General features: G+C 64.9%; 20 protein-coding genes and 1 pseudogene. 17 read left to right on the forward strand and 4 right to left on the reverse strand.

Annotation, left to right across the window (positions count from 1 at the left end; translation table 11 throughout):
• Nucleotides 1-123 precede the first annotated feature (123 nt).
• The 3 genes and pseudogenes from fabG1 (at nt 124) to OK015_RS13195 (ending at nt 2,834) form a co-directional block, all read left to right on the forward strand.
• Complete coding sequence (fabG1, locus tag OK015_RS13185) at nt 124-879, forward strand: 3-oxoacyl-ACP reductase FabG1 (protein ID WP_268132043.1); 756 nt, start codon at nt 124-126, stop codon at nt 877-879.
• A gap of 34 nt (nt 880-913) precedes the next feature.
• Nucleotides 914-1,723, forward strand: coding sequence for an NADH-dependent enoyl-ACP reductase InhA (inhA, locus tag OK015_RS13190; protein WP_268132045.1), 810 nt, complete (start codon nt 914-916; stop codon nt 1,721-1,723).
• A 6-nt stretch (nt 1,724-1,729) separates the two neighbouring features.
• Nucleotides 1,730-2,834 (forward strand): annotated as a pseudogene (locus tag OK015_RS13195) (ferrochelatase).
• Here the strand turns inward: OK015_RS13195 and OK015_RS13200 are convergent.
• Nucleotides 2,764-3,735 (reverse strand): hypothetical protein, encoded by a 972-nt coding sequence (locus OK015_RS13200; RefSeq protein ID WP_268132046.1) that lies wholly within the window; start codon nt 3,733-3,735, stop codon nt 2,764-2,766. The pseudogene OK015_RS13195 and the gene OK015_RS13200 overlap by 71 nt on opposite strands.
• A gap of 57 nt (nt 3,736-3,792) precedes the next feature.
• Here OK015_RS13200 and OK015_RS13205 point away from each other — a divergent pair, with 57 nt between their 5' ends.
• The 3 genes from OK015_RS13205 to OK015_RS13215 are packed head-to-tail and all read left to right on the forward strand — an operon-like array spanning nt 3,793 to nt 5,772.
• Nucleotides 3,793-4,221: an NfeD family protein gene (locus tag OK015_RS13205; RefSeq protein WP_268132048.1), complete on the forward strand. Its 429-nt coding sequence runs from the start codon at nt 3,793-3,795 to the stop codon at nt 4,219-4,221.
• Between the two features lie 48 nt (nt 4,222-4,269).
• The gene (locus OK015_RS13210) at nt 4,270-5,406 is read left to right on the forward strand and encodes an SPFH domain-containing protein (protein WP_268132050.1); all 1,137 of its coding nucleotides are present in this window, start codon (nt 4,270-4,272) and stop codon (nt 5,404-5,406) included.
• 9 nt (nt 5,407-5,415) lie between these two features.
• Nucleotides 5,416-5,772 (forward strand): DoxX family protein, encoded by a 357-nt coding sequence (locus tag OK015_RS13215; protein WP_268132052.1) that lies wholly within the window; start codon nt 5,416-5,418, stop codon nt 5,770-5,772.
• A gap of 78 nt (nt 5,773-5,850) precedes the next feature.
• Here the strand turns inward: OK015_RS13215 and OK015_RS13220 are convergent, their stop codons facing one another.
• Nucleotides 5,851-6,849, reverse strand: a complete 999-nt coding sequence (locus OK015_RS13220) for a S1 family peptidase (RefSeq protein WP_268132055.1) — start codon at nt 6,847-6,849, stop codon at nt 5,851-5,853.
• Between the two features lie 49 nt (nt 6,850-6,898).
• Nucleotides 6,899-7,657 (reverse strand): TVP38/TMEM64 family protein, encoded by a 759-nt coding sequence (locus tag OK015_RS13225; RefSeq protein WP_268132057.1) that lies wholly within the window; start codon nt 7,655-7,657, stop codon nt 6,899-6,901.
• Between the two features lie 190 nt (nt 7,658-7,847).
• Here OK015_RS13225 and mutA point away from each other — a divergent pair, with 190 nt between their 5' ends.
• The 11 genes from mutA (at nt 7,848) to OK015_RS13280 (ending at nt 23,184) form a co-directional block, all read left to right on the forward strand.
• Nucleotides 7,848-9,719, forward strand: a complete 1,872-nt coding sequence (mutA, locus tag OK015_RS13230) for a methylmalonyl-CoA mutase small subunit (RefSeq protein ID WP_268132059.1) — start codon at nt 7,848-7,850, stop codon at nt 9,717-9,719.
• Nucleotides 9,720-9,723: 4 nt separating this feature from the next.
• The gene (gene scpA, locus OK015_RS13235) at nt 9,724-11,976 is read left to right on the forward strand and encodes a methylmalonyl-CoA mutase (protein WP_268132061.1); all 2,253 of its coding nucleotides are present in this window, start codon (nt 9,724-9,726) and stop codon (nt 11,974-11,976) included.
• Nucleotides 11,977-12,148: 172 nt separating this feature from the next.
• Nucleotides 12,149-13,138 carry a methylmalonyl Co-A mutase-associated GTPase MeaB gene (meaB, locus tag OK015_RS13240; protein WP_268132062.1) on the forward strand — a complete coding sequence of 330 codons (990 nt, stop codon included), beginning with the start codon at nt 12,149-12,151 and terminating at the stop codon, nt 13,136-13,138.
• Between the two features lie 64 nt (nt 13,139-13,202).
• Nucleotides 13,203-14,489 carry a serine hydrolase domain-containing protein gene (locus OK015_RS13245; RefSeq protein ID WP_268132064.1) on the forward strand — a complete coding sequence of 429 codons (1,287 nt, stop codon included), beginning with the start codon at nt 13,203-13,205 and terminating at the stop codon, nt 14,487-14,489.
• Between the two features lie 153 nt (nt 14,490-14,642).
• A complete protein-coding gene (locus OK015_RS13250) occupies nt 14,643-15,764 on the forward strand; it encodes an NAD-dependent epimerase/dehydratase family protein (RefSeq protein WP_268132700.1) in 1,122 nt (373 codons plus the stop codon).
• Nucleotides 15,765-16,069: 305 nt separating this feature from the next.
• Complete coding sequence (locus OK015_RS13255; RefSeq protein WP_268132702.1) at nt 16,070-17,167, forward strand: class I SAM-dependent methyltransferase; 1,098 nt, start codon at nt 16,070-16,072, stop codon at nt 17,165-17,167.
• 321 nt (nt 17,168-17,488) lie between these two features.
• Complete coding sequence (locus OK015_RS13260) at nt 17,489-18,295, forward strand: TylF/MycF/NovP-related O-methyltransferase (RefSeq protein WP_268132066.1); 807 nt, start codon at nt 17,489-17,491, stop codon at nt 18,293-18,295.
• A gap of 30 nt (nt 18,296-18,325) precedes the next feature.
• A complete protein-coding gene (locus OK015_RS13265; protein ID WP_268132068.1) occupies nt 18,326-19,594 on the forward strand; it encodes a glycosyltransferase in 1,269 nt (422 codons plus the stop codon).
• 292 nt (nt 19,595-19,886) lie between these two features.
• Entirely contained in the window at nt 19,887-21,164 is a 1,278-nt protein-coding gene (locus OK015_RS13270; RefSeq protein ID WP_268132070.1) for a glycosyltransferase, read from the forward strand.
• A gap of 242 nt (nt 21,165-21,406) precedes the next feature.
• Nucleotides 21,407-22,213 (forward strand): TylF/MycF/NovP-related O-methyltransferase, encoded by an 807-nt coding sequence (locus tag OK015_RS13275; protein ID WP_268132073.1) that lies wholly within the window; start codon nt 21,407-21,409, stop codon nt 22,211-22,213.
• Between the two features lie 170 nt (nt 22,214-22,383).
• On the forward strand, nt 22,384-23,184 hold the full coding sequence (locus OK015_RS13280; protein ID WP_268132704.1) for a TylF/MycF/NovP-related O-methyltransferase: 801 nt from the start codon (nt 22,384-22,386) through the stop codon (nt 23,182-23,184).
• Here OK015_RS13280 and OK015_RS13285 read toward each other — a convergent pair.
• Nucleotides 23,181-24,455 (reverse strand): glycosyltransferase, encoded by a 1,275-nt coding sequence (locus OK015_RS13285; RefSeq protein WP_268132075.1) that lies wholly within the window; start codon nt 24,453-24,455, stop codon nt 23,181-23,183. The genes OK015_RS13280 and OK015_RS13285 overlap by 4 nt on opposite strands.
• Nucleotides 24,456-24,461 lie beyond the last annotated feature (6 nt).

Consider the following 24,461-nt stretch of genomic DNA (forward strand, 5'->3'; position numbering starts at 1 on the left):
CACCCCGGCGCGGGGGTAACGTCACGACCACTTTGAGTCCAGTTTTTTCACCTTGGCGTTACGCGCGCGGCGCAAGAAGGGGCAGATTGCAGTCCCGCGGCAGCGAGACGATAAGTTGGCCGGGTGACTGACGCAGCCACCGAGCTCGCCGCCCACAGCGGCAAACCCGCATTCGTATCCCGTTCAGTGCTGGTCACCGGCGGAAATCGGGGGATCGGGCTGGCGATCGCGCAGCGGCTGGCCGCCGACGGCCACAAGGTGGCCGTCACGCACCGCGGATCCGGGGCGCCCGAGGGGCTGTTCGGCGTCGTGTGCGATGTCACCGACAACGAGGCCGTCGATCGCGCCTTCAAGGAGGTCGAGGAGCACCAGGGTCCCGTCGAGGTGCTGGTGTCCAATGCCGGCATTTCCGCGGATGCGTTCCTCATCCGGATGACCGAGGAGCGGTTCGAGAAGGTCATCAACGCCAACCTCACCGGGGCGTTCCGGGTGGCTCAGCGGGCGTCGCGCAGCATGCAGCGCAAGCGGTTCGGCCGGATCATCTTCATCGGCTCGGTCTCCGGCAGCTGGGGTATCGGCAACCAGGCCAACTATGCGGCCGCCAAGGCCGGGCTGGTCGGCATGGCCCGCTCGATCTCCCGGGAGCTGTCCAAGGCCGGCGTCACCGCGAACGTCGTCGCCCCCGGCTATATCGACACCGAGATGACCCGCGCGCTGGATGAGCGGATCCAGGAGGGTGCCCTGGAATTCATTCCGGCCAAGCGGGTCGGTACGGCCGAAGAGGTGGCCGGTGCGGTGAGCTTCCTGGCGTCCGAGGACGCCAGCTATATCGCCGGTGCGGTCATCCCGGTCGACGGCGGCATGGGTATGGGCCATTAACTAGACCAGCCGAAACCACAAGATTAGGACGGACATGGCAGGACTGCTCGAAGGCAAACGGATCCTGGTCACCGGGATCATCACCGATTCCTCGATCGCGTTTCACATCGCGAAGGTGGCACAGGAGGCCGGGGCGCAGTTGGTGCTGACCGGATTCGACCGGTTGCGGCTGATCCAGCGCATCGCCGATCGGCTGCCGGAGAAGGCCCCGCTGATCGAACTCGACGTGCAGAACGAGGAACACCTGAACTCGCTGGCGGACCGGATCAGCGCCGAGATCGGCGAGGGCAACAAACTCGACGGCGTCGTGCACTCGATCGGGTTCATGCCCCAGACGGGGATGGGCATCAACCCGTTCTTCGACGCGCCGTACGAAGATGTGGCCAAAGGCATCCACATTTCGGCGTACTCGTACGCTTCGCTGGCCAAAGCGGTACTGCCGATTATGAATTCCGGTGGCTCCATCGTCGGCATGGATTTCGACCCGACCCGTGCCATGCCGGCATACAACTGGATGACGGTCGCCAAGAGCGCGCTGGAGTCGGTCAACCGTTTCGTGGCGCGCGAGGCCGGTAAGTCTGGTGTGCGTTCGAATCTCGTTGCCGCTGGGCCGATCCGGACGCTCGCGATGAGCGCGATCGTCGGTGGCGCGCTCGGCGAGGAAGCCGGCGCCCAGATGCAGCTGCTCGAGGAGGGCTGGGACCAGCGTGCTCCGATCGGCTGGAACATGAAGGACCCCACCCCGGTCGCCAAGACGGTGTGCGCGCTGCTCTCGGAGTGGCTGCCCGCGACCACCGGCACCATCATCTACGCCGACGGCGGCGCCAGCACCCAATTGCTATAGGCAGCAATGGATTTCGATGCCGTCCTGTTGCTGTCCTTCGGTGGACCGGAGGGTCCTGAGCAGGTACGGCCGTTCCTGGAGAACGTCACCCGAGGCCGCAATGTGCCGCCGGAACGGCTGGACGATGTCGCGGGGCACTACCTGCATTTCGGCGGCGTCTCGCCGATCAACGGCATCAACCGCGCGCTGATCGCGCAGCTGGAAGCCGAGTTCGGCGACCGTGGTCTGGATCTGCCGGTGTATTTCGGGAATCGGAACTGGGATCCGTATGTCGAAGAAGCGGTTACGACTATGCGCGACGACGGTATCCGTCGCGCTGCGGTGTTCACCACGTCGGCCTGGAGCGGTTATTCGAGCTGTACCCAGTATGTCGAAGACATCGCCCGCGCCCGCCGGGCAGCAGGGTCCGATGCGCCCGAATTAGTCAAGCTGCGAACCTATTTCGACCATCCGCTTTTCGTGGAGATGTTCGCCGATGCCATCTCGGCGGCCGCCGAGGCGTTGCCGGCCGAACTGCGCGGGGACGCTCGTCTGGTGTTTACCGCGCATTCGATTCCGGTGGCCGCCGACCAGCGATGCGGCCCGCAGCTCTACAGCCGCCAAGTCGCTTACGCCGCAAGGCTGGTGGCGGCGGCCGCCGGATACCGCGATTACGACCTGGTCTGGCAGTCCCGCTCGGGTCCGCCGCAGGTGCCGTGGTTGGAACCCGATGTCGCCGACCATCTCACGACGCTGGCCGCCGCGGGCACGAAGGCCGTCATTGTCTGCCCCGTCGGATTCGTCGCCGACCATATCGAGGTGGTGTGGGATCTCGACGAAGAATTGCGATCACAAGCACACGCCGCGGGAGTGGCGTTCGCCCGAGCTACCACGCCGAACGCGGATCCGCGATTCGCGAGGCTGGCCGCGGATTTGATCGACGAACTCCGCTACGCTCGCGGGCCGGTCCGCACCAGTGGTACCGATCCGGTGCCGGGCTGCCTTGCCAGCGTCAACGGCACGGCATGCTGTCCGCCGCATTGCGTTGCGCGAGAAGACGGTTAGTCGGCCCAGGCCGAGTGCAGGATCGCGTCAACCGCGGCCATTCGCGCCGAACGTACCACCGCGTTGAGCGGTCGCAGCGCGTTGCCGGCTATCTGCGCCTCTGACGATGATTGGGTGCCGATTGGTTCCAGCCCCGACACGACGCGGGCCGCGAAGCGATCCGCGGTGGGGGCACCGCCCCCGTGCGCGGAAGGATCGGAGGCCGGACTGAGCCCGGCGCTGACCGCGATGATCGCGTCGACGTGCGCTGCGTTCTCCAGCACCCGCAATGCACGCGATGGTGCATGGTCGGGAACCCGGTGTTGCCGTGCGGATTCCAGTAACTGCTCGACAAGTCCCCGCGGATCGTCGATGTCGCTGGACGAGCCCAGCCCGATGGCGCCGAGCGCGTCGGCGGCCGAACGCACGGCCGAGCGCAGCGCGTATTCGGCGTCGCCCAGCTCGTGGTGATCGAACATCGGTGCGCCGGGCAGTGAATACACCGTCCAGGCCAATGCGCACAATTCCGGTGCGCCCAGGTCGTCGCCGGCCTCCTCGAGATCGGCGTAGGAGAACTCGGGCACCAGCCCGACAGCGGCGGTGGAATCCTCGGGGTTGGTGACGATTAGCGCCTCACCGGCGGCCAGCGCGTCGCGTTCGAATTGTGTCCCGGGGGCCAGGCCGCGGACGTCGCCGGGAACCGGCAACACCACGTTGATCGTCCCGCGCAACGGTCCGGGGGCTGCGGTGGAAACCGGCAGCGTCAGCCGGCCAACAGCGGCACGCAACGTCTGCAACAACGAGACCGTCCCGGCGTCGTGCACGTCGGGCCACGGCAGTCCGGTATGGCCGGCCGCGACCGCATCATACGCGGTAACCGATTGCTTTGGCGCCCAAAGAGATAACGCGTCCAACACGTCGTCGGGCGCGGCCTTGCCCGCGAGCCAGGCGTTAGCCCACACGGACAGCGAGACACTGGGACACCACATGATCTCGCAGTGTAGTTGTTCAGTCCGGCAAAGGCGGATCACGCGTATTCTGACGGCATGGCGATTGCGCTGAGCTGGCTAATCTTCGCGCTGGCTCTTGCCGGTGCCGAGGCGCTGACGGGCGATATGTTCCTGTTGATGCTGGGGGGCGGAGCGCTGGCCGCCTCGGCCACCGCATGGCTCACGGATTGGCCGATCCTTGCCGACGGGGCGGTGTTCCTGGTTGTTTCGGTCCTGCTGGTCGTGTTGGTCCGGCCGGCTCTGCGGCAGCGGCTGACCCCGAAGTCGCTGCCGACGGGCATAAAGGCGCTCGAAGGCAAACGCGCGCTGGTGCTCGATCGGGTCGCCCACGACGCGGGCCAGGTGAAGCTGGACGGCCAGGTGTGGACAGCGCGCCCGCTCAACGACGGCGACATCTACGAACCGGGCGAATCGGTCATCGTCGTGCACATCGACGGCGCCACGGCGGTGGTCTTGAAACAGTAGCCCGTCGGCACAGACGCTGCGAAAACGCTGCGAGAGAAAGGAAGTCCGGTGGAAGGTGCAGTTGCTGGTGTGGTGTTGCTGGCCATCCTCGTCATCTTCGCGATCATCGTGGTGGCCAAGTCCGTTGCGTTGATCCCGCAGGCCGAGGCCGCGGTGATCGAGCGGCTGGGTCGGTACAGTCGCACGGTCAGCGGGCAGCTGACGTTGTTGGTGCCGTTCATCGATCGCGTCCGGGCGCGGGTCGACTTGCGCGAGCGCGTGGTGTCGTTTCCGCCGCAGCCGGTGATCACCGAGGACAACCTGACGCTGAACATCGACACGGTGGTCTACTTCCAGGTCACCGTTCCGCAGGCGGCCGTGTACGAGATCAGCAACTACATCGTCGGCGTCGAGCAGCTGACCACGACCACGCTGCGCAACGTCGTCGGCGGCATGACGCTCGAACAGACGCTGACCTCGCGCGACATGATCAACGGCCAATTGCGTGGCGTGCTCGACGAGGCGACCGGGCGCTGGGGCCTGCGGGTGGCCCGGGTGGAGCTGCGCAGCATCGACCCGCCGCCGTCGATTCAGGCCTCGATGGAAAAGCAGATGAAGGCCGACCGGGAGAAGCGGGCGATGATCCTGACCGCCGAAGGGAACCGGCAAGCGGCAATCATGCAGGCGGAGGGACAGAAGACCGCGCAGATCCTGGCGGCCGAGGGCGCCAAGCAGGCCGCGATCCTGAGCGCCGAGGCCGACCGGCAGTCCCGGGTGCTGCGCGCGCAGGGTGAACGCGCCGCGGCCTACCTGCGGGCGCAGGGTGAGGCCAAGGCCATCGAGAAGACGTTCGCCGCGATCAAGGCCGGCCGCCCCACCCCGGAGATGCTGGCCTACCAATACCTGCAGACGCTGCCGCAGATGGCGCGTGGCGATGCCAACAAGGTGTGGGTGGTACCCAGCGACTTCGGCGCGGCGCTGCAGGGCTTCACCAAACTGCTGGGCACGCCCGGCGACGACGGGGTGTTCCGGTTCGAGCCGTCTCCCGTCGAGGACGTGCCCAAGCACGCGGACGACGCAGACGTCGCGGATTGGTTCTCCACCGAACCCGACCCGACGATCGCCCAGGCGGTGGCGAAGGCGGAGGCGGTAGCCCGCCAGCCGGTCGACGGCCGGCCAGGGGCGCCGCCGGAATTGACCCAATAGGATTGCCAGATGAGTGTTTTGACTTCGCCGAAGACTTATGTGGCGCTCGCCGCCTTCCACGCCGTCGACGCGGTCGCGTGCGGCGTCCAGGTGGCTCCTATCAAGAAGACCCTGGACGATCTCGGAGTTCCGGAGAACATTCGACCCGTGCTGCCGGTGGTGAAGGCCGCGGCCGCGGTCGGCCTGCTGTCGGTCACCCGGTTCCCCGCCCTGGCGAGGCTGACGACGGCGATGCTGACGCTCTATTTCGTCTTGGCGGTGGGCGCGCACATCCGGGTGCGCGACAAGGTCGTCAACGGTCTTCCCGCCGCGGTGTTTTTGGCCTTATTCGCCGCGATGACGGCGAAGGCACCGGACCAGAACTAGCGGCCGCCGGGTGGGCGTCGTCGGAGGTCATGTGGCTCCCACGCCCGCCGATCAGTAGGACGGCAGTGAGGCCGGTCGTCAGCGCGGTCCGGGTGGTTGCGCGGTCACGGCGGTCAGCCGCCATTGGTCCAGCCAAGGCTGCACGAGCTCGGCAACCGAGAATTTGGCCGGGGCCAGGCAGCCCGCGTTGGGATTGGCGGGATTGCTGCCCCGGATGTCGATGCCGACCGCGGTGGCGCTGCCGTCGCTTCCGATGAGATAGACCGGACCGCCGGAATCGCCGCATTGGCCTCCGGCCGAGAACGAGACCTTGCTGTCGGTGACATCGAAGACCTCTCCGCATTCGGCCTCACCGCTGCTCATGCCGAATTTGCACAGCTGCTGTCCGACCAATACGTCGGTGGTGACGCCCGTGATCGGCAGCGTGGCGGCGACGGCCGGATTCTGGGGGACATTGTCGCCGTCGAGGACGATCAGGCCGATGTCGTGTTGCTCGCCGTGGACCCCTTCGCTGACGGTCCGGACGAATGTGCCCAGCTTTGCGTAGGGGAGGACCCCGCCAAGGTTCATTACGACCTTGCTCGGTGTGCGAGGCCGATTGCAGTGACCGGCGGTGAGAACACCGGCCTCGCCCGCGTTGGTGCGTACCAAAAACCCAGCCGTACAACCCATCCCGCCGGAACCGTCGGCGTATTCGACGTAGATGCCCGCACCCGGGCCCGCGGCCGCGGATGCCGGTAACGCCATCGGCGTCAGGTCGGACGGCGAGGGCTCTTGGGCGCGCTCGACATTCGCGGGCGACAGCCAGATGGCCGTCATACACACGGCGGCGGCGACCGCCGCGCCGATCGTCAGCCATGACGCATGTGTCCGTTCCCGCGGCGCCGTCGGGTAGGGGACCGTCGATGCGGCAAGGACGCCGCCGTTGGGCGCGCGATACAGCTTGATGCGACCGAGCAGGAAGGACAGCAGCGCGACGGCCACCGACGCGAGGGCACCGAGCAGGAGCATCAGGAGACCGACCCGCGACGGCTGCAAGTCAAGACTCGCAAGCTGCTGCGCGTACACCCGCTCCATTGACTAGATCTTTCAGGCAACCGGCGGCGCACTCAACAGGACGGCTCAGTTAGCTGATGATGACTGGTTCGGAGGCGTGGTCGTCGGGATGCTGCATGTGGTGGTGCCGGCGGTAATGACGGACTTCGAGGAACAGCCCCGTGAGCCCCAGCGCGCTGGTGATCAGCGACACCAGGTACAACAGCGGGCTGGGGTGGCCGGCCAGCGCGTCGCCGAGGAAAACGATCGCGGCGGTGCCGGGCATCAGGCCGGCGAGCGTGGCAAGCGTATAGGGCAGGATGCCCACGGCGGATGCGGCGGCGGCGTAGTTGACCACGGAAAACGGTAAGACCGGAATCAACCGCAGCGACAAGACCGACACCCAGCCCCGTTCGCGCAGGCGCTGGTCGGCTCGCTGGATCGCCCGGTAGCGAACCAGCCGGTCGAGCCGCCACCCTGCGGCGCGGACCAACACCAGCGCCAGCACCGCGCTGGCCGTGCTGGCGATCACCGCGATCAGCACGCCCAGGGCGGGGCCGAACAGCAGCCCCGCGGCCAGGGTGAAGGCCGTGCGGGGGACCGGCACCACCGTAACGACGATGTGCGCGATCAGAAATGCCAGCGGAAACCACGGTCCCAACGACTGGGCCCAGTCGCGCAGCTGCACCGCGCTGGGCAGCGGAACCCATAGCGCCACCGCGACCAGGGCTGTGATACCGACCACTGCCGCGATGGCGCGCGGCCGGGACAGTGCGCGCACGCTCACACCCAGCGCGCGCGAGAGACTGCGCAGCGTGCTGGTGGTTTTGGCGGTAGCGGGGCCCGGCACGTCACCCAACGTTACGGGTCAGAAATGAATAACTCGCATCCCGTGCCTGGCGTTTCGCCGCGGACCTCGCCGATCCGATCACCCCGCGTTTTTTGGCAACGGGGGCGATCATTTAGCCTGATTAGCAAGTCGAGTGTTGCTCGCCAACCTCAAGCAACGTTGCCAATAGCTGCGAAAACAGGAGCAGTCGGTGTCCATTGATGTACCCGAGCTCGCCGGCCTGGAACAGGTCCGCGAGCGTTGGCGCACTGCGGTTGCCGGTGTGCTTGCCAAGAGCGCCCGCAAGGAACCCGCCGAGTTGGGGGACCAACCCGAGCAGCTGCTGGACACCCCGACTTACGACGGGTTCGCGGTCCGCCCGCTCTACACCGCTTTCGACGAGCTGCCCGAGCCGTCGCTGCCAGGCGAGTGGCCCTACCTGCGCGGCGGGGATCCCTTCCGCGACGTCAAATCCGGTTGGAAGGTCGTGGAGGCGTTTCCGACCGCGGGAGCCTCCGCGGCTGAGGCCAACGCGGCCGTGCTGGGCGCGCTCGGCGACGGCGTCAGCGCCCTGCTGATCCGAGTGGGGGAGGACGGCGCGGCACCGCAGGAGCTCGGCGGGCTCCTCGCAGGCGTCTACCTGAGCATGGCGCCGATCATCCTCGAGGCCGGCGGCGACTATGCGGCGGCAGCCGACGCGATGCTGGCGCTGGTAGCCGATGTCGAATCCGACCAGCGCGCCACCCTGTCGGTAGACCTGGGTGCCGACCCGTTGACCGCCGCACTGAGCGGGCGTCCCGCGCCGGCGATCGACGACGTCGTCGCGGTCGCTTCGCGAGTGGCCGGCGATCGTGGCGTGCGGGCGATCACCGTCGACGGACCCGCCTTCCATAACCTTGGCGCCAACGCGACGTGGGAGCTGGCCGCCGCTATCGCGGCTGCGGTGGCCTATCTGCGGGTGCTCACCGAGTCGGGAATTCCGGTCGGAACGGCGCTGGGCCAGATCAGTTTCCGGTTGGCCGCCGATGACGACCAGTTCATGACGATCGCCAAGATGCGCGCCGTGCGTCAACTGTGGGCACGCGTCGCGGAGGTCGTCGGGGAACCCGACGCCGGCGGGGCGATCGTGCACGCGGAGACATCGCTGCCGATGATGACCCAGCGCGATCCGTGGGTGAACATGTTGCGCTGCACGCTGGCCGCCTTCGGCGCCGGTGTCGGCGGGGTCGACACCGTACTGGTCTTCCCGTTCGACATCGCGATTCCCGGCGGCTTTCCCGGCACGGCACGAAGCTTCGCGCGACGCATCGCGCGCAATACCCAGTTGCTGCTGTTGGAGGAGTCGCACGTCGGTCGGGTGCTGGACCCGGCGGGCGGATCGTGGTTCGTCGAAGATCTCACGAAACAGCTTGCCCAGCAGGCCTGGGAACACTTCCAAGCCGTCGAGTCCCGCGGTGGATTCGTCGACGCACGGGACTACATCGCCGATCAGATCGCCGGTATCGCCGCGCGGCGTGCCGACGACATCGCGCATCGCCGCACGGCGATCACCGGCGTCAACGAATTTCCCAACCTATCCGAACCTGCACTGCCGCACAGTGATTCGATCGGTCAGCCCGATGTCGGGAACTTGCACCGCTATGCCGCGGGATTCGAGGCGCTGCGCGATCGCTCGGATGCCTTCCTGGCGCGCACCGGTTCACGCCCCAAGGCGCTGTTGCTTCCGCTGGGCCCGCTGGCCGAGCACAACATCCGCACCACGTTCGCGGCGAACCTGCTGGCGTCGGGCGGCATCGAGGCGGTCAATCCGGGCACGCTGGACGCCGACGGTGTCGCAGCGGCGGTATCCGATGCGGGATCGCCCGCTGTCGCGGTGATCTGCGGAACCGACAAGCGCTACGGCATCGAGGTGGCCGGGGTCGTCGACGCGGCGCGCAACGCGGGCGTATCGCGGGTCTATTTGGCCGGGCCGGAAAAAGCCGTCGCCGATACCGATCCGGAGCACCGGCCCGACGAATACCTGACGGCCAAAATCAATGCGATCGAAGCGCTTTCGGATTTGCTCACTCGGTTGGGGGCGTAACACGATGACAACGTCTACTCCTGTGATCGGCAGTTTCGCCGACATCCCGCTGAACGGTGATCGCGCGGGCCGGCAGCCCACCGAAGCCGCCGTGGACGAGCACGTCGCCGCGGCCGCCGCCGCGCACTGGTATACGCCCGATCAGCTGGTGTGGCATACGCCGGAAGACATCGACGTCAAGCCGGTTTACATCGCCGCCGATCGCGCCGCCGTCGAGGCCGACGGCTACCCACTGAACAGTTTTCCCGGCGAGCCGCCCTTCGTGCGCGGGCCGTACCCGACGATGTATGTCAATCAGCCGTGGACGATCCGCCAATACGCCGGCTTCTCCACCGCCGCGGAGTCCAACGCGTTTTACCGCCGCAACCTGGCAGCCGGCCAGAAGGGCTTGTCGGTGGCCTTCGACCTGGCTACCCACCGCGGATACGACTCCGACCATCCCCGAGTTCAGGGCGACGTCGGAATGGCCGGTGTGGCAATTGATTCCATCCTGGACATGCGGCAGTTGTTCGACGGTATCGACCTGTCCGCGGTGTCGGTGTCGATGACGATGAACGGCGCCGTACTGCCGATCCTGGCGCTCTACGTGGTGGCGGCCGAGGAGCAGGGGGTGCCGCCGGAGAAGCTGGCCGGCACCATCCAGAATGACATCCTCAAAGAGTTCATGGTGCGCAACACCTACATCTACCCGCCGAAGCCGTCGATGCGCATCATCTCCGACATCTTCGGCTACACCAGCGCCAAGATGCCGAAGTTCAACTCCATCTCGATCTCCGGTTACCACATCCAAGAAGCCGGCGCCACAGCGGATTTGGAGTTGGCCTACACATTGGCCGACGGTGTCGACTACATCAGGGCGGGGCTGGATGCCGACCTGGACATCGACAAGTTCGCGCCCCGGCTGTCCTTCTTCTGGGGCATCGGGATGAACTTCTTCATGGAAGTCGCCAAACTGCGGGCGGGCCGTCTGCTCTGGAGCGAGCTGGTCAGCCAATTCGACCCGAAGAGCGCGAAATCGCTGTCACTGCGCACACATTCGCAGACCTCGGGTTGGTCGTTGACCGCACAGGACGCCTTCAATAACGTCGCCCGGACCTGCATCGAGGCGATGGCCGCGACCCAGGGGCACACCCAGTCGCTGCACACCAACGCGCTAGACGAGGCGCTGGCGCTGCCCACCGATTTCTCGGCCCGGATTGCGCGTAACACCCAGCTGGTGCTGCAACAGGAGTCGGGTACCACGCGGCCGATCGACCCGTGGGGTGGCTCGTATTACGTGGAGTGGCTGACCCATCGGCTCGCGCAGCGGGCGCGGGCCCACATCGCCGAGGTCGCCGAGCACGGCGGTATGGCGGCGGCCATCGACGACGGCATTCCCAAGCTGCGCATCGAGGAGGCCGCCGCGCGCACCCAGGCCCGGATCGACTCCGGGATCCAGCCGGTGGTCGGGATCAACAAGTACCAGGTCGAGGAGGACCAGGAGGTCGAGGTCCTCAAGGTCGAAAACAGCCGGGTGCGCGCCGAACAGCTGGCCAAACTGAAGGAGCTGCGGGCAAGCCGCGACTCCCAAGCCGTCGAAGCAGCCCTGGCCGAATTATCCCGGGCGGCCGCCGCGCACGGCCGGGCCGGCGAGGACGGGCTGGGCAACAATCTGCTGGCGCTGGCCATCAACGCCGCGCGGGCCAAAGCCACGGTCGGGGAGATCTCGGATGCGCTGGAGAAGGTGTACGGCCGCCACCAGGCGGAGATCCGTACGATCGCCGGCGTCTATCGCGACGAAGCCGGAAAGGCTCCGAACATGGCAAGCGCGACCGAACTAGTCGAGAAGTTCGCCGAGGCCGACGGCCGCCGGCCCCGGATCCTGGTGGCCAAGATGGGCCAGGACGGTCACGATCGCGGTCAAAAGGTGATCGCGACGGCCTTCGCCGACATCGGGTTCGACGTGGACGTCGGATCACTGTTCTCCACACCCGAGGAGGTGGCCCGCCAGGCCGCCGACAACGATGTGCATGTGGTCGGGGTGTCCTCGCTGGCCGCCGGACACCTGACCCTCGTGCCCGCACTGCGCGACGCGCTGGCCGAGGTCGGGCGCTCCGACATCATGGTCGTGGTCGGGGGCGTCATTCCGCCCGGCGACTTCGACGAGCTCTACGCCGCGGGGGCCGTCGCCATCTTCCCGCCGGGAACGGTGATAGCCGACGCCGCGATCGGGTTGCTGAACAAGCTCGCCGAGCGGTTGGGTTACGACCTCAGCTAGGCGTATCGCAATGGTCACCTCGGCCACACTGGTCACCGCAACGGAAGAAGCTCATTTTGCCCGCCTCTGAGCGACAACTCGGCCGTCGTCCGGAGTGCCGCAGCCCTTCGCGCCCGAATTGTCACTCAGGGGCGGGCAATACGTCGTGTCTCACCGTCTGCCGGTGGGCTCGATGACATCCGAAGGAAACGGCGCGGTCGACAAACTGGCCACAGCCATTCGGGGCGGCGATCGCGCGGCGCTGCCGCGGGCCATCACGATGCTGGAGTCCACCCGCGCCGACCATCGCGAGCGGGCGCAGCAGTTGCTGCTGGAATTGCTGCCCGACTCCGGAAACGCTCATCGGGTGGGCATCACCGGGGTCCCCGGGGTGGGAAAGTCCACCACCATCGAGTCACTCGGCATGCATCTGATCGACCGCGGCCACCGGGTTGCGGTCCTGGCGGTCGACCCTTCCTCGACGCGGACCGGCGGCTCGATCCTGGGCGACAAGACCCGGATGTCGCGGTTGGCGGCGGACCCGGCCGCCTACATCCGGCCGTCGCCGACGTCGGGGACGTTGGGTGGCGTAGCAAAGGCGACTCGGGAGACCGTCGTCCTGCTGGAGGCGGCCGGTTTCGACGTGATCCTCATCGAAACCGTCGGAGTCGGCCAGTCCGAGGTGACCGTTTCCAACATGGTCGACACCTTCCTGCTGCTGACTTTGGCGCGCGCCGGCGACCAACTGCAAGGCATCAAAAAGGGCGTGCTGGAGCTCGCCGACATCGTGGTGGTCAACAAGGCCGACGGTGACCACCTGCCCGAGGCGCGTAAAGCGGCTCAGGAGCTCTCGTCGGCGATCAGGCTGATCTATCCCCGCGAAACCCTTTGGCGGCCACCGGTTCTCACGATGAGTGCGATGGAGGGCACGGGCCTGACCGAGATGTGGGACACCGTCGAGCGTCATCGCGAGGTGCTCACCGAGGCCGGGGAGTTCGAATCCCGGCGGCGAGCGCAGCAGGTCGACTGGACCTGGCAGATGGTCCGTGACACGGTCCTGGACCGGGTGCTGACCAACCCGGCGGTACGCAAGATGCGGGCCGACGTGGAGCGGCAAGTCAAGGGGGGCGAGCTGACACCCGCGATGGCGGCCCAGCAAATACTAGACGCGGCGTCCCGCTAACGGAACGGTAAATTAATCCGTGTTTGACCCTCCGACAGGCCGATAGAAAGTAAATTCAAAAATTGTGACGGTAGACAACGGGGTCGACCACCGCACGAACCCCTCCCACGATGCCCCTGACGCAGGTCATCGTGTTTTCGGTGCGGCGGACCCAAACTTTTCGTGCGTTGTACGCGGTTTCTCGAGTATGTTCCCCGGTCGCCGCTTCGGCGGTGGCGCGTTGGCGGTTTACCTCGACGGCCAACCCGTGGTTGACGTGTGGACGGGCTGGTCGGACCGGGCTGGCCAGGTGCCTTGGACGGCCGACCGGGCACCGATGGTTTTCTCGGCGACCAAGGGCATGGCCGCGACAGTGATCCACCGGCTCGCCGATCGGGGGCTGATCGACTACGAAGAACCCGTTGCCGAGTACTGGCCGGAGTTCGCCGCCAATGGCAAGGCGCATCTCACCGTGCGTGAGGTGATGAGGCACCGGGCTGGACTGTCGGGTTTGCGGGGCGCGACTCAGGAAGACTTGCTGGATCACCTCGTGATGGAAGAGCGGCTCGCCGCGGCTCCGCCCGGTCGTTTGCTGGGCAAACCGGCCTATCACGCGCTGACCTTCGGCTGGCTGATGTCGGGCCTGGCCCGGGCGGTGACCGGCAAAGGCATGCGCCAGCTGATTCGCGAGGAGCTGGCCGAGCCGCTGCGCACTGACGGCATGCACCTGGGCCGCCCGCCCGCCGGGTCCCCGACGCGCGTTGCCGAGATCATCATGCCGCAGAGCATCATCGGTAACCCGGCCATCGGCTCGGTCGCAACCAAGGTCGCCACCCGGCTGTCGCCCGGATTCCGTTCTTTGTATTTCCGCGGCGTCATGGCTGCCGTGCAGGGCGATATTGCACTGCTGGACGCCGAAATGCCGGCGGCGAACGGGGTAGCGACGGCTCGCGGCTTGGCGCGGATGTATGGCGCCATCGCCAACGGCGGAGAGATCGACGGCACCAGGTTCTTGTCGGAGGAGCTCGTGGCGGGCCTGACCGGGCGCCGAAGCCTGAAGAGGGACCGCAACATCTTTGTGCCGTTGTCGTTCCACCTGGGCTATCACAGTGTGCCGTTCGGCAACGTGATGCCGGGCTTTGGGCATGTCGGCATGGGTGGCTCGTTCGGCTGGGCCGATCCCGCGTCCGGGCTGGCGTTCGCGTTCGTGCACAACCGGTTGTTGTCGCCCTTCCTGGTGCTGGATCACTCCGGGGTGGCCACGTTGGGCAACCTGCTCCGGGTGGGCGTCGGGAAAGCCCGCAAGCGCGGTTTCCGGCCCGTCGTCGAATACGGGGCGCCATTCAGCGCGCCCGACGCCGCCGTCGGCTGACCGGTCTTCGGCGAATGAAGCGGGCATGGCAGCCTGCGATTCGCCGCTAGCGCGGTGCCGGTCATCGATATGATCGACGGAACCATTCTCGGCAACGCATGTGTCCGTACCACCGCCCAGGCGAACGGGAGACGTCGGCTCTTGTCACAATCCGTGCTTATCACTGGTGGAGCTGGATTCATCGGGTCTGCACTGTCGCGGCGCCTGGTCAAGGCGGGTTATGACGTCGCAGTGATGGATGTCCTGCACCCACAGGTGCACGCCGCGGGTCAGGCGATCGACCTGCCGACATCGGTGCGGCTGTTCCCGGGCGACGTCACCCACGCACCCGACTGGGATGCGGTGCTTCGATTGTTCCGCCCTTCCCAGGTCGTCCATTTGGCGGCCGAGACGGGAACGGCACAGTCGCTTTCCGAGGCGACGCGCCACGGCTTGGTCAATGTGGTGGGCACCACCCAGCTTCTCGATGCCTTGAGCCGCTCGGGGATCGTGCCCGATCAGCTTGTCCTGGCGTCGTCGAGGGCTGTCTACGGCGAGGGTGCTTGGCAATGCGGCACACAAATCTTCTATCCGCGACCGCGCAGCCACGCTCAGCTGGCAGCCGGCATCTGGGATCCGCAAGGCCCCACGGGGGAACGTGCGGTACCACTTCCGAGCTGCGCAGATCGGACCGAACCCCGGCCCACCAACGTGTACGCGGCGACCAAGCTCGCCCAGGAGCACACATTGGCCGCCTGGGCCACCGCGCATGACACGAAGGTGAGTGTGCTGCGCCTGCAGAACGTCTATGGGCCGGGCCAGTCGCTGACCAACTCGTACACCGGAATAGTTGCTCTCTTCGCACGGCTGGCACGTGAGCACCACTCGCTCGAGGTCTACGAAGACGGTCGGATCGTGCGCGATTTCGTGTACGTCGATGACGTGATCGACGCGTTGTTCGCGTCGGTCCAGCAACCCGCGCCGCAGCCACGCTGCCTGGACATCGGATCGGGAACCCCGACAACGATCCATGAGCTGGCGCAAACGATCAGCGCCGTCTGCGGTGCTCCGGAACCGGTCGTCGTAGCGAAATTCCGTGATGGTGACGTGCGTGCCGCCAGCTGTGACATCGAGCCTGCGAAAGCAGCGTTGGATTGGCGTCCCAACTGGACGCTCGACGACGGACTGCGCGAACTGCTGGAATGGATTGGCCAGCAGCGCGAAACCTCCTCAGCAGCAAGTGGTCCCACGCTTGAACCCGAGCGTCCAGTTGCACAGCATGCGGAACGGCCCTGACGGGATCCCGCTTCAAGCCGTAGGACCGTGCACACGAGTCGACGCCGAAGCCACCAAATCACCGCGGTGAGCAGTCGTGACCATTGTTGGCAGCCCGGGCGGAGTATTCATCGACTGCCGCGCTGAAGGCGGCTGCTACGGCCGGGCAAAGGGACTGCCGACCGGCCTGGAGATGCCGTGGCAACGTTCGCGCAGCAGATGTGGGGAATGCGGGCCGATTCGAAGCAATCGAGTGATTCATTCAATAAATCGGGGTGATTCGCTTTAGTCTAGCCCAAGAACAGGGAGGTGATCCGGTGGGTGGTGTGGCAGTCGACAGGCAGACAGTGGATCGGACGACCGTTCATCGTCTGTGGAGGGCGATCCTCGTTGCCATCGCGCTCATCGTGGCTGCGGCGTGTTTCTATCTGCCGGTCCTGCTCGTCCCGATTGGCGTACTCTTAGTTTCGCTGGTGATTGCGCGCATTGCCTATCCCGGGTGCGATCGCTACATCCCCAACTTGTATGCACGCGACACCAGGATTTATGACGACGGATACCGTGCTTTTATCAGCCGCACAATGTCCGACTTGCGGCGACGCCGCATCCGTGGCCACACATTATTGTTGGAAGCAGCGAGCCTGGCCGGGCCATCGCTGGGGGATTCCGACGAATTACTGCTGGATCTCGGTGTCTGGATCGGTTGGTCGACGCGACTCATATCTGATGCCAGCGGCCGGATGGTGTACGGCTTCGATAGTTTCGAGGGCCTGGTCGAGGACTGGAAACTCGAAGACCAAGTCGTCAAGCGTGGAACCTTTTCGCTGTCGGATCCCTTCGCGCAGCGCTTTATCCGAGACACCGGCGTGGTGTTCCAGGAGGACGGCTTGCCCGCTGCGCTCGGCCGGAAAGTGCAGTTCATCAAGGGAAGCACCTACGACACGCTGGCGCCATTCCTTGCCGAGCACCCGGGTGCCCCGATCAGGCTCTTCCACATGGATCTGGACACGTACGAGAGTTGCTTGCACGCGTTAGAGACCTGCAAGGACAACTTCGTACCGGGATCCATTCTCGTCTTCGACGAGTACCTGGTCACCAACGGTGAAATGCGGGCGTTCTATGAGTTCCAGAGCCGTTACGAGCTGGAATGGAATTACCGCGCGTGGGGCCTCGAAATGATGGAAATGAATATCGAAATGGTGCAATCGCGGTGGATGCGCATGCTGTACTACTCCGTCGCGATTCCAATTTTCTGGCTATTGGGGGAGGGGCGCTTTGCCTTGATCTGCTTCCGCAAGCCGTTCTGGCGGTTCTGGTTGGGGGCCCCAATAGGCGACGTGCTTTTTCTGCTCGGCGCCGTCGGGTCGCGCAAGTCCGTCAGCCTAGAAATCACCGGTTTGGGCAAGCTCGGCCGGCCTCGCTAGCCTGACGGCTGGCTGCCGGGCGGCAGAGCCGTTTGCGTCACGCGTTAGGGCACGCGGGCGGGGGTGATTGGGTATTTTGGTTGCCGCATGAACAAACCTAGGGGCCGTCAGCGATTGCTGCTGCGCCTCACGTGTGTTCGAGGCCGAACCGTCAACATCCTCCGGTAAGTGTTGGTGTGAACGGCGTCTGATAGTTGCTGGCGGACGGCGAAGGCTGGCCGGTGAAGAGGGATGAGAGAAAACTGTGAAATGCGTAGGTGACGTCGCTGGGCGTCTAGGCTCCATGACTGGAAGTTCTGGCATGCGAGGAGAGGGGCAGTTGTGACCGTGGCCGATACCGACTCGCGGTCTGCGTACCTCGATCTGCTCCGTCGTGACCTGACTCGTTACGGTCAGGATGAGTTGGTGCCGGTGGGCTGGTATCGGCTCGGGCGCGCCGTGATCAATACCCGTAATTTCATGTTGGTGCGTAAGCGGCCGTTTAATGCCTATGCGCGGGATCGGGGCCTGGATTGGCCTGCGGATGCGTTGACGATGATTGGGATGCAGCGGCTGACCAGTTTGCAGCATTGTGTGGAGACGGTGCTCACCGATGATGTGCCTGGTGATCTGGTCGAGTGCGGGGTGTGGCGGGGTGGTGCGTCCATTCTGATGCGCGCGGTTTTGGCCGCTTATGGTGATGAGACGCGGCGGGTGTGGCTGGCTGATTCGTTTGCGGGTGTGCCTCCGCCGGATACCGTGAATTACAAGGCGGATAAAGGGATTAGGTTGCACCGGCACGCGAATGTGCTGGGGGTTTCGGAGGCTGAGGTCCGGGCGAATTTTGAGCGTTACGGGCTGTTGGATGATCAGGTTCGTTTTCTGCCGGGGTGGTTCAAGGACACGTTGGGTGATGCTCCGATTGAGCAGATTTCGGTGTTGAGGCTTGACGGTGATCTGTATGAATCGACGATTCAGGCCCTGGATGGGCTTTATCCGCGGTTGTCGTCCGGCGGCTTTTGCATCGTCGACGACTACCACGTGTTCAGCGCGTGTGAGCAGGCCGTGGCCGACTACCGCGAGAAGCACGGTATATCCGCGGAGATCGTGGAAATCGACGGCACCGGTGTGCTGTGGCGCAAGCCATAACCACCACACGACGTTAAGGTCTGGCCCGCAATGAAATTCGTGCTGGCGAACTATGGAACTCGAGGCGATGTCGAGCCCTCTCTCGTCGTCGCCCGCGAGCTGCAGCGCAGAGGCCATGACGTGCAGATGGCCGTTGCGCCCGACCTGATCGCATTCGTCGAGGCGGCAGGGCTAACGGCGGTCCCGTACGGGCTGGACACGCGGACCTGGCTGGACGTGTATCGCAACTTCTGGACGTCTTTCTTCAGCAGGTTCTGGCAGGTCCGGCGGTTGAAAGAGTTGTGGCACGAGATGTGGGAGCTCAGCGACCAGTGCTGGACTCAGATGAACACCACGCTGGTGTCGTTGGCGCGGGGCGCCGACCTGCTGTTCGCCGGTCTCAGTTACCAGGAGCCCGCCGCCAATGTCGCTGAGTATTACGACATTCCGTTGGCCACGCTGCATCACGTCCCGATGCGGCCCAACGGCCAGGTCGTTTCGATTCTCCCGGCGCCGCTGGCTCGCTATGCGATGACGGCATTCGACTGGTTCTGCTGGCGCCTGAACAAGAAGGTCGAAGACGCACAGCGCCGCGCACTCGGCTTACCGAAGGCAACCCGTCCCTCTCCGGGACGGATCGCCGAACGCCAATCTTTGGAAATCCAGGGCTACGACGAAGCTTGCTTTCCGGGGTTGGCAACCGAATGGGCGAAATGGGACGGCCACCGCCCCTTCGTCGGCACGCTGACAATGGAGTTGACGACTGAAGTCGACGACGAGGTTGCATCGTGGATTGCCGCGGGAACGCCGCCGATTTGTTTCGGATTCGGCAGCATGCCCGTGGAATCGCCGGCTGACACCATTGCGATGATCAGTGCGGCCTGCGCGGAGTTGGGTGAGCGGGCATTGGTGTGCGCCGGCTGGAGCGACTTCAGCGGTGTCACGCACTCCGACCACGTCAAGGTAGTGGGCGCGGTCAACTACGCGAAGGTGTTTCCCGCTTGCCGTGCCGTCGTGCACCATGGCGGCTCGGGAACCACCGCCGCCAGTATGCGCGCAGGGGTTCCCACCCTGATTCTCTCGATGGATCCTAACCAAACGATTTGGGGAGCACAGCTCAAAAAGCTGAAAGTTGGTACCAGCCGCCGCTTTTCGAGTACTAACCGTGAATCGCTGGTCGGGGACCTGCGCCGTATCCTTGACCCGGAATACGCAACCAGAGCCCGTGCGCTCGCCGCCCGGATGACCAAGCCAGCCGAGAGCGTCAGCACCGCCGCCGATCTGGTGGAAAACTTCGCTCGCGGCAAGCATTACGCCTAAGCAATGCGGTTCACCGCCTATTATGTGATGACAGGCCCGATCCCGCCAACGATGTACTCAGAGCTTTGCCGACCGCGCCCGTTAATTGAATATAAAGCGGCAGAACACCTTTGGCTTTCCAGCACATCTTCAGATAGAAAACGCGAGCCAGCAACCTGGCTACGCGAAATTTTTCCGTGGCAACAGCGAATTTCAAGTCGGTGTCAACCGGGAAAGACCGGTGTAAACCAGGGGTTAACACGCTAGCCTGAGCTTGCCTAGGTCGGCGGGAAGTGATAGAGCTAGCCTCGCGATGAAATTTGCTCTGGCGTGTTATGGAACTCGCGGCGATGTTGAGCCGTCCCTCGCAGCGGGTCGGGAACTGCTGCGCAGAGGGCACGAAGTGCGCATGGCCATCCCGCCCAACCTGATCGGCCTCGCGGAGGGCGCTGGCCTGTCGGCGGTCTCGTACGGTCCGGATATGCAGGCCTTCTGGGACGACGAGTTCCTCCGGAACTTTTGGTCGGATCTTCGCCGCGAGCTCTGGACGATCCGGGGACCGATCAAGATGGTGCGCGAGGCGTGGGAGCCCGTGCTGCGCGCCTGGACGGACATGAGCACGACTCTCACGGCGCTCACCGCTGGGGCGGACGTGCTATTCACCGGTCAGCTCTATCAGGACCTCGCCGTGAACATCGCGGAGTACTACGACATTCCGATGGCGGTGCTGCACTACATCCCGATGCGGCCCAACGGTCAACTCATTCCGAACCTGCCGGGGCCGATGGTCCGTGCCGGAATGACGGCCTACGACTGGCTTGTCTGGCGGATGAACAAGAAGGCCGAGGACGAGCAGCGCCGCAAACTTGGCCTGCATAAGACCGTATCGTCTTCGCCGCGACGGATCGCAGACCTCGGTTCGCTCGAACTCCAGGCATACGATGAGGTTTGTTTCCCGGGGCTGGCGGCCGAATGGTCCAAATGGGGCGATCGGCGGCCCTTTGTCGGCACGCTGACGATGGGCCTTACGACGGACGCCGATGAGGAAGCCGCCTCCTGGATCGCCGCGGGCACCCCGCCAATCTGCTTCGGCTTCGGCAGCATGCCGGTCAGCGAGTCGCCGTCCGACACGATCGAAATGATCAGCGCGGCCAGCGAACAGCTCGGTGAGCGAGCGCTGATTTGCGCAGGCTGGAGTGACTTCAGCGACGTACCGCATTTCGACCACGTCAAGGTGGTGCGCGCGGTGAACTACGCGGCGACCTTCCCCCTGTGCCGCGCGGTGGTTCACCACGGCGGTTCGGGCACCACGGCCGCGGGCCTACGCGCCGGAATTCCGGCTCTGATCCTCTGGACCGCGGGCGATCAACCTTTCTGGGGCGGTCACCTCAAACAGCTGAAGGTGGGGGCCGGCCGCCGATTTTCCGGGACCACCAAGGAAACGCTGGTCGAGGATTTGCGCACGATCCTCGCTCCGGAGTACGCGGTCCGCGCGCGCGAACTCGCGACCCGGATGACTACACCCGAGGAGAGCGTCAGCCGCGCAGCCGACCTCCTGGAGAGCTTTGGTCGCAACGGCCGTTTTGCATGATCGGCGAAAGCGTTGGACAGCGGACATTGCACTTCACCACGCCGATACGGGTATGGCGCGCCGCGCACTCGGTTAGCATGCTTGAGGTCGGCGTGGACGGCATCTCGAGCCCCGGCTGGTAGTGCGGGTCGGGATCGCCGTTCGGGCGGGGGTTGATGAAAGATCGTGAAACGCTTTGCTGACGTCGCTGGGCGTCTAGGCTCCATGACTGGAAGTTCTGGCATGCGAGGAGAGGGGCAGTTGTGACCGTGGCCGATACCGACTCGCGGTCTGCGTACCTCGATCTGCTCCGTCGTGACCTGACTCGTTACGGTCAGGATGAGTTGGTGCCGGTGGGCTGGTATCGGCTCGGGCGCCCCGTGATCAATACCCGTAATTTCATGTTGGTGCGTAAGCGGCCGTTTAATGCCTATGCGCGGGATCGGGGCCTGGATTGGCCTGCGGATGCGTTGACGATGATTGGGATGCAGCGGCTGACCAGTTTGCAGCATTGTGTGGAGACGGTGCTCACCGATGACGTGCCTGGTGATCTGGTCGAGTGCGGGGTGTGGCGGGGTGGTGCCTCCATTCTGATGCGCGCGGTTTTGGCCGCTTATGGTGATGAGACGCGGCGGGTGTGGCTGGCTGATTCGTTTGCGGGTGTGCCTCCGCCGGATACCGTGAATTACAAGGCGGATAAAGGGATTAGGTTGCACCGGCACGCGAATGTGCTGGGGGTTTCGGAGGCTGAGGTCCGGGCGAATTTTGAGCGTTACGGGCTGTTGGATGATCAGGTTCGTTTTCTGCCGGGGTGGTTCAAGGACACGTTGGGTGATGCTCCGATTGAGCAGATTTCGGTGTTGAGGCTTGACGGTGATCTGTATGAATCGACGATTCAGGCCCTGGATGGGCTTTATCCGCGGTTGTCGTCCGGCGGCTTTTGCATCATTGACGACTATTACGCCCTGAAAGCCTGTGAGCAGGCCGTGGCCGACTACCGCGAGAAGCACGGTATATCCGCGGAGATCGTGGAAATCGACGGCACCGGTGTGCTGTGGCGCAAGCCATAACCACCACACAACGTTAAGGCCTGGATCCACGGCCCGCATGATCGGCAAGTGCCGTTCGCTGGAAATCTGTGCCTACGAACGTGTTTGCTTTTAACGTCGCCGGCCAACAGGTCAAATTGGTTGCCGGCGAACCCATCCGATTCGCCGTAAGCGCGGCGCCCGCCAATGCTATGGTTGCCGCCGTGGCAACCGGTCTAGACGCTAAGACTCGCCTGCTGATGTGGTGGGTGCGCACTGAGTATTGGCTCGCGCGCACTCTGCTACCCGATGTCTACGCAAGCGACGGGTTGATCAGCTTCCACAACGACGCGTTTTTGGACGACCCCGCGTTTCAGCGCGCCTACAACCGCGGCGCGCGTTCCCTCCCCGACCCGGACTGGTATCAGTGGCAGTGGCGCGTTCACGTCGGGCTCTGGGCGGCGGAGAACGCGAGCAAGCTGGACGGCGATTTCGTCGAGTGCGGCGTCAGTTATGGATTCTTGAGCAGCGCCATCATGGAGCACCTCGACTGGGATCGCCTGGGCAAAACGTTTTATCTCCTCGACACCTTCGCAGGAATCGATTCCCGCTTCGTCACCGACGCGGAACGCCAAGGTGGCGAGGTCGAGCGAAGCCAGCTCAAGCTCCGCAACGGGATGTATGTCAGTGGGGTCGAGGGTGTCCGGGCCAATTTCGCACAGTGGCAAAACCAGCGCATCATCGTCGGCGCGGTCCCGGAAACACTCGATCAAGTCGAGGCGCGCACGGTGGCCTATCTCCATATCGATATGAACTGTGCGCCACCGGAAATCGCTGCGCTACGCCATTTTTGGCCGCGGCTTTCACCGGGCGCCTTTGTGCTGCTGGATGATTACGCAAATCGCGGGCGCGAGGAACAGCGCGTCGCCATGGATGCCTTGGCAGCCGAATTGGGCGTGCCGATCTGCGCACTGCCTACCGGGCAGGGTCTGCTGATCAAGCCGGCCGCTTAGCCGGACGCTTTTCTGCGTGCGGCATCTTCTAGCAGATCGGCTGCGCGGCCAATGCTTTCCGCGGGGGTAGTCATCCGGGGAGCGAGTTCGCGGGCGCGGGAGGCGCATTGCGGGGTGAGGATCGCGCGCAAATCGCCGACCAATGTCTCTTGGGTCGTGGTCGAAAAGCGCCGCGCGGCGCCGACCTTCAACCGTTTCACCTGTGCTCCCCAATACGGCTGATCGGCCGAGCTCCATAGGATCAGCGTGGGGATCCCGGCGCGCATGCTTGCGGCCGTGGTGCCTGAGCCGCCATGGTGAACAGCCGCGCGGCAGGTGGGGAAGACCGCCGCGTAATTCACCGGACCCACCAGTTTGACGTGGTCGGGATGCGGTACGTCGGTGAAGTCGGTTCCGCCGAAGCACACCAGTGCTCGTTCGCCCAATTGCGCACAGGTCGCACTGATCATTTCGACCAACTCGGTCGGAGACTCGACCGGTATGCTGCCTGAGCTGAAGCAGATCGGGGGCGCTCCCGCGGCGATCCACGACGTGACATCGTCGTCGGCTTCGGTCGTCAATTCCATCGTCAGCGCACCGACAAACGGTCTGAGACCATCCCACTTCGCCCACTCGGCGGCCAGCCCGGGAAAGCACACCTCGTCGTAGCCCTGGATTTCCAGCGAGCCCCGGTCGGCGATCCGTCGCTGCGATCGACTTGTTGCTTCCGGCAGGCCCAGTTCACGTCGCTGTTCGTCTTCGACCTTCTTGGTCGAGTGCCAGAACAGCCATTCGATCGCCGTCATCGAGGAGCGGACCAGCGGTGCCGGGACGGTGGGGACGAGCTCGCCATTCGCCCGCATGGGGAAATGATGCAGCGTGGCCAACGGAATGTCGTAATGCTCTGCGACATTGGCGGCAGCTTGCTCGAAATTGATGCCGGTGGATAGCAGGTCGGCTCCGTCCGCCAGCGACACCAGCGTCTTGTTGACCTGGGCCCAGTGCACAATGATGGGCTCCCAGATCTTTCGCACCACGCTGATCGGACCGCTGAGCGTCCATGCGCTGCGAAAGAAATTCGCCCACATGTTGCGCAGGAAATCCTCGTCCAGAAATTCTTCTATCGGGGGCCCATACGACACGGCCGCCAAACCCGCTGCCTCGGCGAAATCCAGCAGGCCGGGCGGGACAGCCAGGCAGACTTCGTGCCCCCTGCGCTGCAGTTCACGGCCCACGGCGGCGGAAGGTTCGATGTCGCCGCGCGTTCCGTAGCCTGCCAGGGCAAATTTCATCCCGCA

The organism is Mycobacterium sp. Aquia_216 (assembly GCF_026723865.1).
Classification (GTDB): domain Bacteria; phylum Actinomycetota; class Actinomycetes; order Mycobacteriales; family Mycobacteriaceae; genus Mycobacterium.

Coding starts and splice junctions, on each gene's coding strand:
- OK015_RS13215 (WP_268132052.1), top strand. CDS start 5,416: ATGAGTGTTTTGACTTCGCCGAAGACTTATGTGGCGCTCGCCGCCTTC.
- OK015_RS13205 (WP_268132048.1), top strand. CDS start 3,793: ATGGCGATTGCGCTGAGCTGGCTAATCTTCGCGCTGGCTCTTGCCGGT.
- OK015_RS13270 (WP_268132070.1), top strand. CDS start 19,887: ATGAAATTTGCTCTGGCGTGTTATGGAACTCGCGGCGATGTTGAGCCG.
- OK015_RS13280 (WP_268132704.1), top strand. CDS start 22,384: ATGGTTGCCGCCGTGGCAACCGGTCTAGACGCTAAGACTCGCCTGCTG.
- scpA (WP_268132061.1), top strand. CDS start 9,724: ATGACAACGTCTACTCCTGTGATCGGCAGTTTCGCCGACATCCCGCTG.
- OK015_RS13285 (WP_268132075.1), bottom strand. CDS start 24,455: ATGAAATTTGCCCTGGCAGGCTACGGAACGCGCGGCGACATCGAACCT.
- OK015_RS13220 (WP_268132055.1), bottom strand. CDS start 6,849: ATGGAGCGGGTGTACGCGCAGCAGCTTGCGAGTCTTGACTTGCAGCCG.
- OK015_RS13200 (WP_268132046.1), bottom strand. CDS start 3,735: ATGTGGTGTCCCAGTGTCTCGCTGTCCGTGTGGGCTAACGCCTGGCTC.
- meaB (WP_268132062.1), top strand. CDS start 12,149: ATGACATCCGAAGGAAACGGCGCGGTCGACAAACTGGCCACAGCCATT.
- OK015_RS13265 (WP_268132068.1), top strand. CDS start 18,326: ATGAAATTCGTGCTGGCGAACTATGGAACTCGAGGCGATGTCGAGCCC.
- inhA (WP_268132045.1), top strand. CDS start 914: ATGGCAGGACTGCTCGAAGGCAAACGGATCCTGGTCACCGGGATCATC.